The organism is Hymenobacter telluris, from assembly GCF_017313265.1.
Lineage (GTDB): Bacteria > Bacteroidota > Bacteroidia > Cytophagales > Hymenobacteraceae > Hymenobacter > Hymenobacter telluris.
In genome coordinates this window covers 205,718-222,099 of record NZ_JAFLQZ010000003.1, presented here as the reverse complement: position 1 = coordinate 222,099, position 16,382 = coordinate 205,718, and the positions used below count along the sequence as shown (strand labels likewise).

Below are 16,382 nucleotides of genomic sequence, written 5' to 3'. Positions count from 1 at the left end.
TGAAATTCTTATCTGCTTCACCACATGCGCTCTTCTCTTCTGATTCTGCTCTTGTCAGCCCTAACCTTGAATTCGGCTTGCTCGCAGAAAAAAAGCAACCGCGACGCCAAAATGGATGCGTCGGATTCGCCTACTAACGGGGCCACGCCAGTGAAGGCCGTGGCCGCTAAATACCCCGCTCCTAAACCCGTAACGGGCAAGCCCGACGAGTTTCCGGTGCGCAAAACCGACGCCGAATGGAAAAAGCAGCTCACGCCGGCTCAATACTTCATTCTGCGCGAGCAAGGCACCGAGCGGCCCTTCGTGAACAAGTATGCCAACAACCACGAGAAAGGCAACTACTACTGCGCCGCCGACCACAACCTGCTGTTCTCTTCGGAAACCAAGTTCGAGTCGGGTACCGGCTGGCCCAGCTTCTGGGCCCCGGCCACTGAAAACAGCCTGAAAGTAACTGCCGACAACAGCCTGGGCATGAGCCGCGACGAACTGGTATGCGCCAAATGCGGCGGCCACCTCGGCCACGTTTTCAACGACGGTCCCAAGCCCACTGGTCAGCGGTATTGCATGGATTCCGACGGAATGGTGTTCGAGAAAGCCAAGTAATTCGGTGGTCCGTAGCTTTGAAGGCCCATTGGCAGCCCAAGCCAATGGGCCCCTTTGTTTGTTGCTAAGCGGAAGCGTAATCAACTGCGTTACCCAGCTCTTATTCTTTTCCTATAATGCACACCCAAGTTCAAGACCCTATTCTGCATTTGCAGGAGCAGTTGGCCCCCGTGCGGGCACAGCTGGTAGCCCACGATGTGTACCGCGCCTTACACTCTCTGGAAGATTTGCAGGTATTCATGCAGCACTACGTGTTTGCGGTGTGGGACTTTATGTCGCTCCTGAAAGCCTTGCAGCGCGACCTGACCTGCGTGACGGTGCCGTGGGTGCCACAGGGTAATCCCGCCACGCGCCGGCTCATCAACGAAATAGTGCTGGAAGAGGAAACCGACGTGGACCAGCAAGGGCAGCCGGCCAGCCACTTCGAAATGTACTTGCGGGCCATGGAAGAATGTGGCGCCGATACTGCTCCCATGCACCGCCTAATTGGCGCCTTGGCCGTGGGCGAAACCATTGAAAGAGCCCTGGAAATAGCTGATGCGCCGCAGTCGGTGCGGCAGTTTGTGCTGGAAACATTTGCCATCATCAAGTCCGGTCAGACGCATGCTGTTGCGGCCGCCTTCACGTTTGGCCGCGAAGACGTGATTCCCGACATGTTCCGCCACCTCGTCAATGATTTGCGCCAGCGTTTCCCCAGCCAGCTTGACACGTTCACGTACTACCTCGACCGGCACATTCAGCTGGATGAGGAAGTGCACACGCCACTAGCTCAGCAAATGGTGCGCGAACTGTGCGGTACTGATGCGCAGCGCTGGCAAGAATGCCAGGATGTAGCCATTGGTTGCATGCAGGCCCGGCTGGCCCTTTGGGATGGTATTCGGGCGGCCGTGTCGCAGCCGGTAAGCAAGTAAATACCAATCGGTAAGCCAACCCCACAGGGGGCTGATGCGTTGTAGGAAAGCCGCTCCAATCGTTGGGGCGGCTTTATTGTTCAACCGATGAAAAACGTTTTCTACCGCCTGTTTACAATTGCGCTCCTGTTGGGCGTTTGCAACCTCACCACTGCCTGCTTTACCACGCAGGAAAGTGCCGCCGAAGTGGACCGCCCGCGCGTGCCGAGCCAGATTACCACCGATGCCGAACGGCAGGCTGCGTACAACAGCGGCGCTGGCTACGGCGGCTCGGTACCCGATGCTACACCCGGCCGCGTCCGGCTCGGTGAGCAGGCCAGCGGCATCAACTCGCGCAAGCGTCCCGAAAGCCTGAACACCAACGACGCCAATACTACCACCAACGAAACGCGCCTGCGCCGCCTCAATGGCGCCCCCACTGATACAATCCGGCGGCCTTAGCTCCAATCAGCCCGAAACGCTCAACGGCCCGTTGCTTTCACTTGGAAAGCAACGGGCCGTTGAGTTATACTGTCTGTCCGACACTTACCGGCAAATTATTGCGAGTCGGTGGCAGTAGCTGGGTTATCGGTAGCCGTGTCGAGGTTGGCGGCGGCAACTGGCTTGGGTGCTACTTTAGCACGGCTGGGGCGGCTGCGCCGAGCAGGGGCAGTGGCGGCTGGCTTTGCAGCAGGTGCAGCTGCCTTGGTAGCAGAGCTGGTTTTTGAAGCCCGGCCATTGTTGCTGAGGGTGGCAGCTTTGGGCTGTGTGCTAGGCTTTGCTTTGGTAGAGGCAACGCTAGTTGGAGTAGCAGCAATGCTGTCGGAAGCGGCGGGAGTGCCATTGTCGCGGTGCTGCACAATGGAGTGAAGCGCTTGCTCAAACAACTGCGCCGTATCTACGTCGAGGCGCTGCGTGGCTTCTTTCACCACTGCTTTCAGTTTGTCTTTTGTTTCTTTGCGGATGCGCTTCACCACTTCACTCATGCGCTGGTCCAGTTCCTTTTGCAATTGCTTGGCTGCCAGCTTCAACGCTTTCTTTTGATTAGCCTTCTTGCCAGTACTAGAGTCTGAAATAGCATCTGTGGCTTTAGTCGCCGCTTTTTCTGCTTTCCGCTGCGCTTTCTCTTCGGGAGTTTTCTTGGCAGAAACTTTTTTGGCCTTTTTCTCCGGCTGTTCTTGTTCAGACTTTTTCATTAGTAGCAAGTGTGAGTGAGGTTTTCTTGGGAAGACGCAATTAACAGTCGAGCTGCTCAAATATAGAAGAAATTCTGGGCGGCTTTTATTGTTGTGTACAGTGCCCTTTACGCTTACCAGCCGCTTTTCTGATTTCGGCTGGTTTCCTTTCTGATTCTCTGTTTTCTTTCTTCTCTTTTCTAAATGCAACCTGATCCTCAACGCTATACCGTCACGGCGGCGCTGCCCTACGCCAACGGGCCGGTGCACATTGGCCACCTGGCGGGCGTGTACTTACCGGCCGATATCTACGTGCGCTATCTGCGCGCCGCCGGCCGCGACGTGAAGTTTATTTGCGGCTCCGACGAGCACGGCGTACCCATCACCATCCGGGCGCAGAAAGAAGGCGTTACGCCGCAGCAAGTGGTAGATAAGTACCACGCCATCATCCGCGACTCGTTTCAGGATTTCGGCGTGTCATTCGATATTTACTCGCGCACTTCCTCTAAAACCCACGCCGAAGTAGCCAGCGGCTTTTTCAGGAAGCTCTACGAGGAAGGCAAGTTCGTCGAGCAGGTGTCGCAGCAGTACTACGATGAGAAAGCCGACCAGTTTCTGGCCGACCGCTACATTGTAGGCACCTGCCCAAACTGCGGCAACGAAAACGCCTACGGCGACCAGTGTGAGCGGTGCGGCTCCTCGCTCAGTCCCACCGAATTGATTAACCCGCACTCCATGCTCAGCGGCAATCAGCCGGTGCTGCGCGAAACCAAGCACTGGTACCTGCCCCTCGACCAGTACGAACCCTGGCTGCGCGAGTGGATTGTGGAAGGCCACAAGCAGGACTGGAAAACCAACGTGTACGGCCAGTGCAAATCCTGGATCGACCAAGGGCTGCATCCCCGCGCCGTAACCCGCGACCTGGATTGGGGCGTGCCCGTGCCGGTAGCCGGGGCCGAAGGCAAGGTGCTCTACGTGTGGTTCGATGCGCCCATCGGCTACATTTCGGCCACCAAAGACCTGCTGCCCGACACTTGGGAAACCTACTGGAAAGACGCCGGTACCAAACTGGTGCACTTTATCGGCAAGGACAACATCGTGTTCCATTGCATCATCTTCCCCACGATGCTCAAGGCCCACGGCGACTATATCCTGCCCGATAATGTGCCCGCCAACGAGTTCCTGAACCTGGAAGGCGACAAAATAAGCACCAGCCGCAACTGGGCGGTATGGCTGCACGAGTACCTCCAGGATTTCCCCGGCAAAGCCGACGTGCTGCGCTACGTGCTCTGCGCCAACGCCCCCGAAACCAAAGACAACGACTTCACCTGGAAGGATTTCCAGGCTCGCAACAACAACGAACTGGTTGCCAACCTCGGCAATTTCGTGAACCGCGCGTTGGTGCTCACGCACAAATTCTTTGGCGGTAAAGTGCCCGTCTCTGCTGGCTTTACTCCCGAAGACGAAGAAGTGCTGCGGCAACTAAGTGAGTTTCCGAAGCGCGTAGGTGAGTTGATTGAGAACTATCGGTTCCGCGACGCCCTGAACGAACTGATGAACCTGACGCGCCTCGGCAACAAGTATCTGGCCGATACGGAACCCTGGAAGCTGATCAAAACCGATGAAGCCCGCACTGCTACCGTGCTGCATGTGGCATTGCAACTAGCGGCCAGCTTGGTTACGCTGCTCGAACCGTTCCTGCCTACTGCCGCCAGCCGACTAGGGGAGATGCTGAACACGGAAAAGGGCACCTGGCAGCAAGCCGGCCGCCCCGATGCGCTGCCAGCAGGCCATCAAATCAAAGAAGCTGCTTTGCTCTTCGACAAGATTGAAGATGCCACCGTGGAAGCCCAGGTGCAAAAACTGCTCGACACTAAAAAGGCCAACGAGCTAGCCAACGCCAAAGCCGCGCCACCCAAAGATGACATCAGCTTCGAAGAGTTTCAGCGGCTTGATTTGCGCGTGGGCACGGTGGTAGCCGCCGAGAAAGTGGCCAAAACCAAGAAGCTGCTCAAGCTAAGCGTAGATGTGGGCCTTGCCGAGCCCCGCACCATCGTAAGCGGCATTGCCGAACACTTCATTCCTGAAGCCCTGATTGGTCAGCAGGTGCAGGTGCTGCTCAACCTCGCCCCGCGCGAAATCAAAGGCATCCAAAGCCAAGGCATGCTCCTGATGGCCGAAAACGCCGATGGCTCCCTGGCCCTGATGCAGCCCGGCCACGCCGTAGTACCCGGCTCGGGCGTGGCGTAAGTATCCAACGGACCAATGAAAAGCGCCGTCCCTGCTTTTAGGGGCGGCGCTTTTTAGTTATTGATTGAAACTGAATGGCTCCGAGCAATGGTCGGGTTTAGGAATCCGTTGCAGGCGACCCTTGGCATATTCTGCGGGTACGATTGCCATATCCAGAGCGCCCGACCAATATCTGGGATTCGTTTGTATAAAGTAAGTTTCTCCTGCTTGGGCTTGAAAGCGTATAAGTCGCTCTTCTTTTACAAATCCGAGCCCCATAATGTGGGAGCGAAGAACGACGGAGCCAGTCGGCACAGTCATGACCAAGTAGCGGCGGTTGCTCAGCCCACATACTCCCTGCCCTTCGTGGTAGATACCGTAGTTGACTCCCCAGCCAAAGAGCTTGAACGGTCGATACATTACAACTTTGGCCGTAGCGGCAGGCGTCTGTGCCAGTGCTAGGCTTGGTAGTGAAGTCGCGAAAACAGTAAATAAAGAATAAAGCTTAGTTGCCATACTCTCCAAACGTGCCCAAGTGCAGGGGTAGTATGAGCTACTTCGTGTTCACCACATTCATTGTGCGCTCCAGCCCAATCGTGCCGAAGCTCAGGATGGCGTCGGCGGCTTTTGCGATGTGGGTGGATAGGTCGATCCGCTCATCAGCAGAAAACTGTTCCAGCACGTAATCCACTTGCCGGCCTTTCGAGAAGTTGGCGTCCACGCCGAAGCGCAGGCGGGCGTACTCGTCGCTGCCAATGGACTCCTGAATGCTTTTCAGGCCGTTGTGCCCGCCGGCTGAGCCTTTGCCTTTCAGGCGCAGCTTGCCGTAGGGCAGGGCCAAATCGTCGGTTACTACTACCATGCTTTCCTTTTCCAGCTTGAGGCTGCTCAGGTAATGCGCCGCCGCCTTGCCGCTCAGGTTCATGTAGGTGGTGGGTTTCACCAGCACGAAGGTTTTGCCTTTGTGCTTGATTTCGGTGGTGAAGGCGTGGCGGCCCAACTCGAATCGGGCGTCGTGCTTGGCGGCCAGAAAATCGGCTACCATAAACCCAATGTTGTGGCGGGTGTCGGCGTATTCCGGCCCAATGTTGCCGAGGGCGAGAACCAGGTATTTCATAGGTTGTCTGACGAGGAAGGTGAAATAAGAAATCCTGTCTTGCCAAAGCAAAACAGGATTTCCATTCAATGCAACAAGCAGCTAGGAAGCTTACTTGTCGCCCTGCATCTGGCCTTTCAGTGCACGTGGGATGGCCACGGTAGCAATGGGAGCCTGCGCGTTGGTCAGGATGGTAAAGCCTTTCTCTTCCACCTTGCTCACTTTGATGGATTTGCCGAGGCCGAGGTCCGAAATGTCAACTTCCACGAAGTCGGGCAGGTTTTCGGGAGTAGCTTTCACCTTCAGCTTACGCAGCTTGCTCACCAGCTTGCCACCAGCCAGTACGCCCGGCGAAACGCCTACGTACTTCACGGGCACATCCATTTTCACTTCTTTGCCGTCAGCCAGCTCCAGGAAGTCAACGTGCAGCAGCATTTCGTTTACGGGGTGGAACTGCGCATCCTGCACAATAGCGCGGTAGTGCGTACCCTCCACGTTCAGGTCCACGATGTGAACTTCGGGGGTGTACAGCAATTCGCGGAAGAGGATAGCGGGGGCCGTAAAGTGCACCTGCTCAGCGCCACCGTACAATACGCACGGCACGTACGACTCAAGGCGAACCGCCTTGGAATCCTTCTTACCGAGATTCGCTCTTTTAAACCCTACAATCTCGAGGCTTTTCATAAAAGAAGTTTTTTGAAGAAATGTAACCGCTTGCCAAAGCGGCAAACGGGCCGCAAAGATAGACAATCAATAGTAGAGTTACTATGCCTGGCAACTTATTAAAGCGTTGATGCAGCGCCGAGGTACAATTGAAGTGTCTTTAAATAAGCTTTCTTTGGCTATCATCTAGCGCCATTTACATCTCACTTCCTATCCCACACTTGCTTTCCCTCCACTTATGAAGAGACTCACGCCATTGTTCTGGCTGTTTACCCTCTGTTGGGGGCCGCTGGCCGCCCAAACTCCTGCCGCGCCGAGCTACGCGCAGGAACACTACACTAAAAAGGAAGTATACATCCCGATGCGCGACGGGGTGAAGCTGTTCACGGCCATCTACACGCCCAAAGATGTGGCTGGCAAGAAGTACCCCATTATGATGCAGCGCACCTGCTACAGCGTGGCCCCCTACGGCCCCGGCAAGTATCCCGCGCGCCTTGGCCCTTCGGAAACTATGATGAAGGAAGGCTACATTTTCGTGTATCAGGATGTGCGCGGCCGCTGGAAGAGTGAAGGCACCTGGACCAACATGACCCCGGTAATCGACAAAAAGAAAAGCAAGAAAGATGTGGACGAAGGCTCCGATACCTTCGATACCATTGACTGGCTGGTCAAGAAGGTGGCCAGCAACAACGGTCGGGTAGGGCAATGGGGCATTTCCTACCCGGGCTTCTACACCGCCGCCGGCATCCTGTCCGACCACCCAGCTTTGAAAGCCTCTTCCCCGCAGGCACCAATATCCGACTTCTTCTTCGACGATTTCCACCACAATGGCGCCTTTCTGGAGTCGTACATCTTCACGTATCCGGTGTTTGGGGTGCAGAAGCAGGATACCACCAGCAAAGCGTGGTACAGCGCCCAAAACATCAAAGCCAATACCAAGGACGGCTACCAGTTCCTGCTGGACTTAGGCCCGCTCAAGAATGCCGATAAGTACTACGCCAACAATTTCTTCTGGCAGGAAACCGTCAACCATCCTAGCTACGACGAGTTTTGGCAGAAGCGCGGCTTGCCTGAGCATTATACTTCCGGTGTAAAGCCCGCCGTCATGACCGTTGGTGGCTGGTTTGATGCCGAAGACCTCCGCGGCCCGCTCACTATCTACAAAACCATCGAGAAGAAGAGCCCAGGCACCTACAATACCATTGTGATGGGCCCCTTTGGGCACGGCCGTTGGTCCAGGGAAACCGGCCACACCCTGCACAGCAATGTGTACTTCGGCGACAGTATTGCCACGTTCTACCAGCGCAACATCGAGGCGAAGTTCTTCGCGCACTTTCTGAAAGGCAATGGCGACAAAAACTCGGGCCTGCCCGAAGCCTATATGTTCGACACTGGCAGAAAGCAGTGGGAAACCTTCCCGAAATGGCCCGCCACCGAAGCCACCCACCTCAAGTTCTACCTGAGCGCCGACGGTAAGCTAGACAAACAGCCCGCCGCTACGCCCGGTACCAAAAGCTTCATCAGTGATCCGCTCAAGCCGGTGCCCTACACCGAAGACCTGACCACGACCATGGGCTTCACGCCGCACAACTACATGAGCGAAGACCAGCGCTTTGCCGGCCGCCGCCCCGATGTGCTCGTGTATCAAACCGACGTGCTGACCGATGACGTAACGCTCGGCGGCGAAATCATGGCCAACCTCAAAGTAGCTACCTCCGGCACCGACGCCGATTGGGTGGTGAAGCTCATCGATGTGTATCCGCCCGACGAGCCCAACCACGACTACATGCCCAACAAGAACATCACCCTCAGCAACTACCAGCAGATGGTACGCTCCGAGGTGATGCCCGCTCGTTTCCGCAACAGCTTCGAGAAGCCCGAAGCTATGGTGGCCAACCAGAAAACCGACGTAAACTTCCGGTTGCAGGACGTGCTGCACACCTTCAAGAAAGGGCACCGCATCATGGTGCAGGTGCAGAGCACCTGGTTTCCGTTCATAGCCCGCAACCCCCAGAAATTCGTGGAGAATCCCTACAAGGCCAACGAGAGCGACTACCAGCAGGCAACTCACACCGTGCACGGCGACAGTTTCATTGACGTAGAAGTGCTGCCTGCCAGCAGCACCAAGCAGCAGATTCCATAATTCCTGTAGTGCCAGCTAGCACAAAAGAAAAGCGCCGCCCAACTCTACAGTTGGGCGGCGTTTTTCTTTTGTGAAGCTATGTTCTACACGAACAACGAGCTAATCGACTCGTGCGTCACCACGTTGCGGATGGCGCTGGCAAACAGGTTAGCCACGGAAATCACCCGGATTTTGTGGTTCTCTTCTTTCAGCGGAATCGTGTCGGTAATCACCAGTTCTTCCAAGGCCGAATTACGAATCCGCTCGTGGGCCGGGCCGCTGAGCAGGCCGTGCGTAATTACCGCCCGCACCGATTTGGCGCCGCGCTCCATCAATAGCTCTGCTGCTTTGCAGATGGTGCCGGCCGTATCCACAATGTCGTCTACCAGCACCACGTTCATGCCCGTCACGTCGCCGATAACCTGCATCGACGCAATTTCATTGGCACGCAGGCGCATTTTGTCGCAGACCACAATCTCGGCTCCAAACTTTTTGGCGAAAGCCCGGGTCCGCACTACACCGCCTACGTCGGGCGAGGCAAAGATCAGGTCATCGAGGTTCAGCGACTTGATGTAGGGAGCAGTCACGGTGGCGCCGTCGAGGTGGTCAACCGGAATATCGAAGAAGCCCTGAATCTGGCCGGCGTGCAGGTCGCAGGTCATCATCCGGTCGGTACCCACGCTCTGAATGAAATCGGCTACCACCTTGGCCCCGATGCTCACACGCGGCTTGTCTTTGCGGTCCTGGCGGGCATAACCCATATAGGGCATTACAATATTCACCTTGTAAGCCGAGGCCCGTTTGGCCGCATCTACCATCAGCATCAGCTCCATCAGGTTTTCGGCGGGTGGGGTAGTGCTTTGAATCAGGAACACCGCGCAGCCCCGCACGCTTTCGTTGAAACTCGGGCCCAACTCAGTGTCGGCAAAGCGCTGAATGCTCAGGTCGCCGAGGGGCTGGCCGTACGCGGCGGCTATTTTTTCACCAAGATCATGAGACGCGTTGCCCGCGAAGATTTTTACCTGCTGTGCCATGAAGACAATTAAAAATTAAGAATTAAAAATTAAAAATTGCGCTGATGGAGCTACGAAAGAAGCAAACTGGGGCACGTTGCTGAGGGCGGACGCCGAAAACTAAAAAAGCGAAAGGCGCTAACTCTTCGGAAGAAGAATCAGCGCCTTTCGCTTACTTTAGTCGGTTGTCCGACCAGGGCTCGAACCTGGACTTTCTTGAATCAAAATCAAGCGTGTTGCCAGTTACACCATCGGACAATTTCCCCAGCGGTTATCGGTGTAGATGTGCCGTTTGGGTGTGCAAATGTACTAGGGCTTTTTATCAAGGCAAACTTTCGTGGAAATATTTTTCAGAATTTTTTTCGCCCTATCCTCGTCTAATGTCCCTTTTTAAGGCCTGAGTGGCTGATTTTCAGGCCGGCAGCCTTGAAGTTGGAGAAGGCAAACTTTCGTGGCAGCTCTGCTTTGGTTAAGAGGGGATTAAACTGTAGTTTTGCGGCCTGAAAACCTTGCCCCACTACCTATAAAGAACGCAATGGCGAATACCGGCAAAATCACCCAGGTTATTGGTCCCGTCGTGGACGTGAGCTTCGCGGGTGAAAACGCAAAGCTTCCTAATATTCTCGACGCCCTCGAAGTTACAAAAGATAACGGCCAGGTGGTAATCCTGGAGTGTCAGCAACACCTGGGCGAAGACCGTGTGCGTACCATTGCTATGGACTCCACGGAAGGCCTCACCCGCGGCGCCGAAGTGCGCAGCTTGGGTGCCCCCATGTCGATGCCTACCGGCGAAGGCGTGAAAGGCCGCCTCTTCAACGTAATCGGCCAAGCCATTGACGGCATTCCGCAGCCTAAAAGCGACGGTCCGCTGCCGATTCACCGCCAGCCGCCACCTTTCGAGGACTTGGCTACGTCGTCGGAAATCCTCTTCACTGGTATCAAAGTAATCGACTTGCTGGCTCCTTATGTAAAGGGCGGTAAAATCGGTTTGTTTGGTGGTGCCGGGGTAGGTAAAACCGTACTCATCATGGAGCTGGTAAACAACATCGCCAAAGCCTACGAAGGTCTGTCGGTGTTTGCCGGGGTGGGTGAGCGTACCCGCGAGGGCAACGACTTGCTGCGTGAATTCATTGAGTCCGACATTATTAAGTACGGTGAGGAGTTCAAGCACTCGATGGAAGCCGGTGGCTGGGACCTGACCAAGGTTGACCAGAACGAACTGCTGAAGTCGCAGGCTACCCTCGTGTTCGGCCAGATGAACGAGCCCCCCGGAGCCCGTGCCCGCGTGGCCCTGTCGGGTCTAACGATTGCCGAGAATTTCCGCGACGGCGACGGTTCCGGTGCCGGCCGCGACATCCTGTTCTTCATCGACAATATCTTCCGCTTCACGCAGGCGGGTTCGGAAGTATCGGCTCTGTTGGGTCGGATGCCTTCGGCCGTAGGATACCAGCCCACGCTGGCCACCGAAATGGGTGCCATGCAGGAGCGGATTACGTCTACTAAGCGCGGCTCTATCACGTCGGTACAGGCCGTATATGTGCCTGCCGATGACTTGACTGACCCAGCTCCGGCCAACACCTTTGCTCACTTGGATGCTACAACGGTATTGAGCCGTAAAATCGCCGAGCTAGGTATCTACCCTGCTGTTGACCCGCTGGACTCCACCTCGCGCATTTTGTCGATTGAGGTGCTGGGTGCCGAGCACTACAACACCGCTCAGCGCGTGAAAGAGATTTTGCAGCGCTACAAAGAACTGCAAGACATCATCGCCATTCTGGGTATGGACGAACTCAGCGAAGAAGACAAGCTGACCGTAACGCGCGCCCGCCGGGTACAGCGTTTCCTGTCGCAGCCGTTCTTCGTAGCCGAGCAGTTCACTGGCCTTGCCGGCGTGCTGGTTGACATCAAAGACACCATTAAAGGCTTCAATGCCATTATCGATGGTACTTATGACCACCTGCCCGAGGCTGCTTTCAACCTGGTTGGTACCATTGAGGATGCTATTGCCAAAGGGGAAAAGCTGATTGCCGAAGCGAAATAGTTATTAATTATGAGTTACGAGTACGAGTTATGAGTTGACAGAACGGCAACTCATAACTCGTAACTCATAACTCATAACTCACAAAGCCATGCATTTAGAAATCATCACGCCGGACCGGAAAGTATTTGAAGGCGAAGTAACGTCGGCACAGTTTCCGGGCTCTGATGGCTTATTTGAAGTGCTGAACAACCACGCGCCCCTAATTTCGGCGCTGAAAGCCGGTGACGTGGTGCTGACTAGCACTACGGGCCGCACGGCTTTCCACATCGAAGGTGGCGTGGTAGAGGTACTGCGCAACAACGTAATTGTGTTGGCTGAAGGCGCTAGCGCATAGCCAAGCTCATTGCCGTAACTAAAACAAACCCCGCTACCAGCTTTGGTGGCGGGGTTTTGTGTTTTGAAGGCAAAGCCAGAAAGGCTAGCTTGCTGCGGTTTCAACGGAAGCAAAATAGAAGCGCAGCATTATCTGGCCCGGTTATACAAAATGCCGGATGCAAACGAGGCGAGTAGTAACAGGGTGAAGGATTTTCCTTGCAGCAACGCTGTCTTTTTCTCGCTTGCCCAACACAGCCCTATGGACATCAAGCCCAAAATAACCCCCATCTACCAGTCGTCGGTTTTCAAGTTCGAGGACCTCAATGAATTGGAACTATACTTCGGCGAGTCAGGCAGCCGCTACCTGTACTCCCGCAACGGTAATCCCAATTCCGATGAACTGGCTGACATGGTAAACACGCTGGAGGGTGGGGCAGGCGCGGTGGCTACGGGTTCAGGTATGGCGGCCATTTTCGCGGCGCTATTGGTGTGCTGCCAGGCCGGCGACCATGTGCTGTGCGCGGCCGACATCTACGGTGGCTCCTCGTCATTGATTGACAAGGAACTGAGCCGCATGGGCATTTCGGTGACGTATGTGCCGTTCGAGCAACTGTACGACCTCGCGCAGTTCGTGCAGCCGACTACCCGCCTGCTGCTAGCCGAAACCATGAGTAACCCGCTACTGCGCGTGGCCGACCTGCGCCGCTTGGCGGATGAATGCCACCGGTTAGGCTTGAAGCTGGTAGTCGACAATACGTTTGCAACCCCTATTCTAACCAAGCCGCTCAGCTTAGGTGCCGATTTGGTGCTGCACAGCGTTACGAAATACATTGCCGGGCACTCCGACGTGACGGCCGGCGTGGTAGTGGCTGCGGACCCGGAAATAGCAGCGCGGCTCAAACAGATGGGGGTACTATATGGTCTTACCCTAAGCCCGATGGAAAGCTGGCTGGCGGTACGGGGCCTCAAAACGTTGCACCTGCGCATGCCAGCTCACAGCCAGAACGCACTAACTGTTGCCAATTTTTTGCAGGAGCAACCCGCCGTGCGCGCTGTGTATTACCCCGGCTTGCCCGACCATCCGCAGCACGAATTGGCGAAGCAGCAAGGCGGCGGGCTATTCGGCGGCATGATGTCGATTCTGCTAGCCGATGACGCCGAAACTGTGAATCGGTTTATGCAGCGGAGCCAGCAGTTTCCGTTTGCGCCGTCTTTGGCCGGGGTGGATTCTTCGTTGTCGTATCCGCTGGGTACCTCGCACCGCTACCTCACGCCGGAGCAGCAAACCGATTTAGGCATTACTGTGGGGTTGGTGAGGCTGTCGGTAGGTATCGAGCCGGTGGAAGGTTTACTGGCCGACTTGCAGCAAGCCTTGGCTGCGGAATAAAAGCAGCGCAGTTGTACTAACCCAAAGAGCGTTGTACTGCTCTCAATGCTTTTTGTACGGCTAGTACTGGATATGGAACTTTATGTACTATTTGAGTGGACTTTGTACTGAATTGAAGTTGCTAGGCTAGTGGTAGTATTTCTTGTATGGCCTCTAAAACCCGCCGTAAGTCCTGTTCCGTAATGGCAGTGCCCGAAGGCAGGCAGATACCTTGAGTAAATAAGTTGGTACAAACAGCTCCGCCATATATGGGGGCGTCCTGAAAGAGCGGCTGTAAATGCAGGGGTTTCCAGAGCGGACGGCTTTCGATGTTGTGCGTTTCAAGATGAAGCCGCAGCTGCTCCGGCGTGACGCTGGTTTCGGCGGGGTTGAGTAGTACAGCCGTGAGCCACCTATTGCTGTGCCCGCCTTGTGGTTCGGTTTGGACGAACTTCAAAGCGGGCACGTCAGCAAGGTGTGTTTGGTACCAGCTGTAAATTTCGCGCCGCCGTTTCACCCGGTCAGCCAGCAGTTCCATCTGGCCCCGGCCGATGCCGGCCAGCAGATTGCTGAGGCGGTAATTGTAGCCAGTAACAGAATGTTGATAGTGAGAGGCAGGGTCTTTGGCTTGGGTGGCTAGAAACCGGACCTGCTGAGCCCACTCAGGGTTGTTGGTTACCAAGGCGCCGCCGCCACTGGTGGTCAGGATTTTGTTGCCATTGAAGGAGAAAACGCCCACCGCCCCGAATGTGCCCAACGGCTGGCCTTTGTAGCGGCCACCCAATGCTTCGGCGGCATCTTCCAGCACCGGGATGTTATAAGCAGCGGCCACGGCCAGCAACTCGCGCAGCTTGGCCGGCATCCCGTATAGGTGCACTAGTATCAGCGCCTTGGGCCGGCGGCCTTGCCGAATCCGGTCCTCAATGGCTTCGCGCAGCAAGTCGGGGCAGATGTTCCAGGTAGTCGATTCGCTATCGATGAAAACCGGTGTGGCGCCCAGGTAGGTGATAGGGTTGGCGGTGGCTACAAACGTGAATGAGGGGCACAGCACTTCATCCCCCGGCCCCACACCTAGCACGATAAGGCCCAAATGAATGGCCGCCGTGCCCGAGGTGAGAGCAACGCAATGCCTGGCCCCAGTGAATTCGCAAATATCCCGCTCGAACCCATCCAGGTTAGGACCGATTGGTGCCACCCAATTGTCTTCAAGCGCTTTGTGCAGGTAGTTGATTTCGTGGCGGCCGAGGTGCGGCGGCGACAGGTAAAGACGGTCGTAATCCTGACTACGCATTAGCTAAATAGGGCCGAAGCCGTAGCTTGTGCCGAGAGGGAATAAAGAAGATAGTTGGTGCAAAGGTGATGATATGCGCTTTAGCAACCGATTAAAAGCTGACATGCTCAGCGCGTAAATCCGGACGAGAAGCTACCGGTAATCGGTAGCAACACACAAGCACCGGAAACGCAACCGTTACACCTGATACTGCCTGGATTTAATGACTTGCGCTGGTACGCCAACTGCGGTACAATGGGCCGGCAGGTCGCGGACGGCTACGGCTCCGGCGCCCACAATAGTATGCGCGCCCACCCGCACCTGGTTGATGACGGTGGCATTGGTGCCCAAGTACACGCCAGATTCCAGGTGTGCCGCGCCGCCGATATTGGCATGGGGCATCAGGGAGCAAAAATCTTCCAGCACGGCATCATGCCCAACGGTGCAGCCCAGGTTGAGCAATACGTGTTGGCCCAGCACAATATCAGTGGTCAGAATGCAGCCCTGGCTGATAATACAGCCCGCGCCAATTTGCAGCTGTTGGTATGGCGCGCAAGCCACGCTGGGGTGTATGAGTGTAGCAAACGACAACGCTGACGCCGTGAACTGCCGCACCACCGCCGCCCGGCTCTGGCTGTTGCCCACCGCTACGGCCACATGCAGCGGCGAGGTTACGGCATTGAGGTCGGTGGTGGTGCCCAGGTACGGCAAGCCATGCAGCGTACCAGCGGCCGGCCGAACGTCATCATAGAAGCCCGTAAGGCGCCAGGTGGGCCGTTGCTCGTTTATTTGGTGGACCAGTATCAGCACCTCCCGGCCCAAGCCGCCCGCCCCAAAAATGGCCAGGGGTTGCACTGAAGATGTAGCACCATGCGGTTCCATAGGGAAAGGGGGCGGCGTCATTAGGAAGCAGAAGAAGCGGGAGAGGAGGGAGTGGAACCACGAAACGGCTCGGTGGTAGCCTGTCCGGGTGCGGTAATGCCGCGGGCTCCAAGCACCCGTAAAGCCGTGCGAAACAGGATCCGCAGGTCCAGCACGAAGCTGTAATTATCAACGTACCACGTGTCGTACAAGAACTTTTGCTCCCAGCTGATGGCATTGCGGCCGTTCACCTGCGCCCATCCCGTAAGGCCCGGCAACACCAAGTGGCGGCGGGCTTGCGCAGGGGAATACAGGAGTAGATACTGGGGAAGCAATGGCCGAGGGCCTACCAGGCTCAGGTCGCCGCGAAGTATGTTCCAGAGCTGCGGCAACTCGTCGAGGGAGGCGGCGCGCACCCAGCGGCCTAGGCGTGGCAGGCGCTGTGCATCCGGGAGTAGCTGGCCCTGCGCGTCGTGGGTGCTGGTCATGGTTTGCAGCTTGTAGAGCGTGAACAACCGCCCGTGCAGGCCTGGCCGTGGTTGCCGAAACAGCCACGCCCCCCGGTTCTGAATGGCCAGCGCGCCGGCTGTTGCCAGCAGTAGCGGCAGCGCAAGCAGGAGCAAAGGCGTGGCTAGCCCCACATCCAGCACACGCTTGCCCCAGCGGCCGTACCAGTTAATGGGTTCAGACATACGAGTTGGCGGAGCAGTTTGGGTTGCAAGTTATCAGTTGTGAGTT

At 56.2% G+C, this 16,382-nt stretch carries 16 protein-coding genes and 1 tRNA gene; 8 read left to right on the top strand and 9 right to left on the bottom strand.

What is annotated here, in order from left to right:
- The first annotated feature begins 24 nt into the window (after window positions 1–24).
- The 3 genes from msrB (at window position 25) to J0X19_RS05860 (ending at window position 1,955) form a co-directional block, all read left to right on the top strand.
- Complete coding sequence (msrB, locus tag J0X19_RS05870) at window positions 25–603, top strand: peptide-methionine (R)-S-oxide reductase MsrB (RefSeq protein WP_206982505.1); 579 nt, start codon at window positions 25–27, stop codon at window positions 601–603.
- A gap of 116 nt (window positions 604–719) precedes the next feature.
- The gene (locus J0X19_RS05865) at window positions 720–1,514 is read left to right on the top strand and encodes a DUF3050 domain-containing protein (protein WP_206982504.1); all 795 of its coding nucleotides are present in this window, start codon (window positions 720–722) and stop codon (window positions 1,512–1,514) included.
- Between the two features lie 87 nt (window positions 1,515–1,601).
- On the top strand, window positions 1,602–1,955 hold the full coding sequence (locus J0X19_RS05860; protein WP_206982502.1) for a hypothetical protein: 354 nt from the start codon (window positions 1,602–1,604) through the stop codon (window positions 1,953–1,955).
- A gap of 95 nt (window positions 1,956–2,050) precedes the next feature.
- Here the strand turns inward: J0X19_RS05860 and J0X19_RS05855 are convergent, their stop codons facing one another.
- On the bottom strand, window positions 2,051–2,503 hold the full coding sequence (locus J0X19_RS05855) for a hypothetical protein (RefSeq protein WP_206982501.1): 453 nt from the start codon (window positions 2,501–2,503) through the stop codon (window positions 2,051–2,053).
- Between the two features lie 369 nt (window positions 2,504–2,872).
- On the opposite strand from J0X19_RS05855, the gene metG reads away from it, so the two are divergent.
- Window positions 2,873–4,918 (top strand): methionine--tRNA ligase, encoded by a 2,046-nt coding sequence (gene metG, locus J0X19_RS05850; protein WP_206982498.1) that lies wholly within the window; start codon window positions 2,873–2,875, stop codon window positions 4,916–4,918.
- A 57-nt stretch (window positions 4,919–4,975) separates the two neighbouring features.
- Here the strand turns inward: metG and J0X19_RS05845 are convergent, their stop codons facing one another.
- From J0X19_RS05845 to J0X19_RS05835, 3 genes are all read right to left on the bottom strand, one after another.
- Window positions 4,976–5,413, bottom strand: a complete 438-nt coding sequence (locus J0X19_RS05845; protein ID WP_206982488.1) for a hypothetical protein — start codon at window positions 5,411–5,413, stop codon at window positions 4,976–4,978.
- Window positions 5,414–5,450: 37 nt separating this feature from the next.
- Entirely contained in the window at window positions 5,451–6,014 is a 564-nt protein-coding gene (gene pth / locus J0X19_RS05840; RefSeq protein WP_206982487.1) for an aminoacyl-tRNA hydrolase, read from the bottom strand.
- A gap of 90 nt (window positions 6,015–6,104) precedes the next feature.
- Window positions 6,105–6,677, bottom strand: coding sequence for a 50S ribosomal protein L25/general stress protein Ctc (locus J0X19_RS05835; RefSeq protein ID WP_206982486.1), 573 nt, complete (start codon window positions 6,675–6,677; stop codon window positions 6,105–6,107).
- 217 nt (window positions 6,678–6,894) lie between these two features.
- Here J0X19_RS05835 and J0X19_RS05830 point away from each other — a divergent pair, with 217 nt between their 5' ends.
- On the top strand, window positions 6,895–8,799 hold the full coding sequence (locus tag J0X19_RS05830) for a CocE/NonD family hydrolase (protein WP_206982484.1): 1,905 nt from the start codon (window positions 6,895–6,897) through the stop codon (window positions 8,797–8,799).
- 83 nt (window positions 8,800–8,882) lie between these two features.
- On the opposite strand, the gene J0X19_RS05825 is transcribed toward J0X19_RS05830, so the two are convergent.
- Both J0X19_RS05825 and J0X19_RS05820 read right to left on the bottom strand, forming a co-directional pair.
- Window positions 8,883–9,812: a ribose-phosphate pyrophosphokinase gene (locus tag J0X19_RS05825; RefSeq protein WP_022824080.1), complete on the bottom strand. Its 930-nt coding sequence runs from the start codon at window positions 9,810–9,812 to the stop codon at window positions 8,883–8,885.
- Window positions 9,813–9,976: 164 nt separating this feature from the next.
- Window positions 9,977–10,049 (bottom strand) — tRNA-Gln (locus tag J0X19_RS05820).
- A gap of 277 nt (window positions 10,050–10,326) precedes the next feature.
- Between J0X19_RS05820 and atpD the strand changes: the two genes are divergently transcribed.
- From atpD to J0X19_RS05805, 3 genes are all read left to right on the top strand, one after another.
- Window positions 10,327–11,832: a F0F1 ATP synthase subunit beta gene (gene atpD, locus J0X19_RS05815; RefSeq protein ID WP_206982474.1), complete on the top strand. Its 1,506-nt coding sequence runs from the start codon at window positions 10,327–10,329 to the stop codon at window positions 11,830–11,832.
- Window positions 11,833–11,920: 88 nt separating this feature from the next.
- A complete protein-coding gene (gene atpC / locus J0X19_RS05810) occupies window positions 11,921–12,166 on the top strand; it encodes an ATP synthase F1 subunit epsilon (protein WP_206982472.1) in 246 nt (81 codons plus the stop codon).
- Window positions 12,167–12,406: 240 nt separating this feature from the next.
- On the top strand, window positions 12,407–13,534 hold the full coding sequence (locus J0X19_RS05805; RefSeq protein ID WP_206982470.1) for a trans-sulfuration enzyme family protein: 1,128 nt from the start codon (window positions 12,407–12,409) through the stop codon (window positions 13,532–13,534).
- Window positions 13,535–13,655: 121 nt separating this feature from the next.
- On the opposite strand, the gene J0X19_RS05800 is transcribed toward J0X19_RS05805, so the two are convergent.
- The 3 genes from J0X19_RS05800 to J0X19_RS05790 form a co-directional block, all read right to left on the bottom strand.
- Window positions 13,656–14,804 carry a DegT/DnrJ/EryC1/StrS family aminotransferase gene (locus J0X19_RS05800; RefSeq protein ID WP_206982468.1) on the bottom strand — a complete coding sequence of 383 codons (1,149 nt, stop codon included), beginning with the start codon at window positions 14,802–14,804 and terminating at the stop codon, window positions 13,656–13,658.
- Window positions 14,805–14,981: 177 nt separating this feature from the next.
- Window positions 14,982–15,665, bottom strand: a complete 684-nt coding sequence (locus J0X19_RS05795; RefSeq protein ID WP_206982459.1) for an acetyltransferase — start codon at window positions 15,663–15,665, stop codon at window positions 14,982–14,984.
- Window positions 15,666–15,685: 20 nt separating this feature from the next.
- A complete protein-coding gene (locus J0X19_RS05790) occupies window positions 15,686–16,336 on the bottom strand; it encodes a sugar transferase (RefSeq protein WP_206982457.1) in 651 nt (216 codons plus the stop codon).
- Window positions 16,337–16,382: the final 46 nt, after the last annotated feature.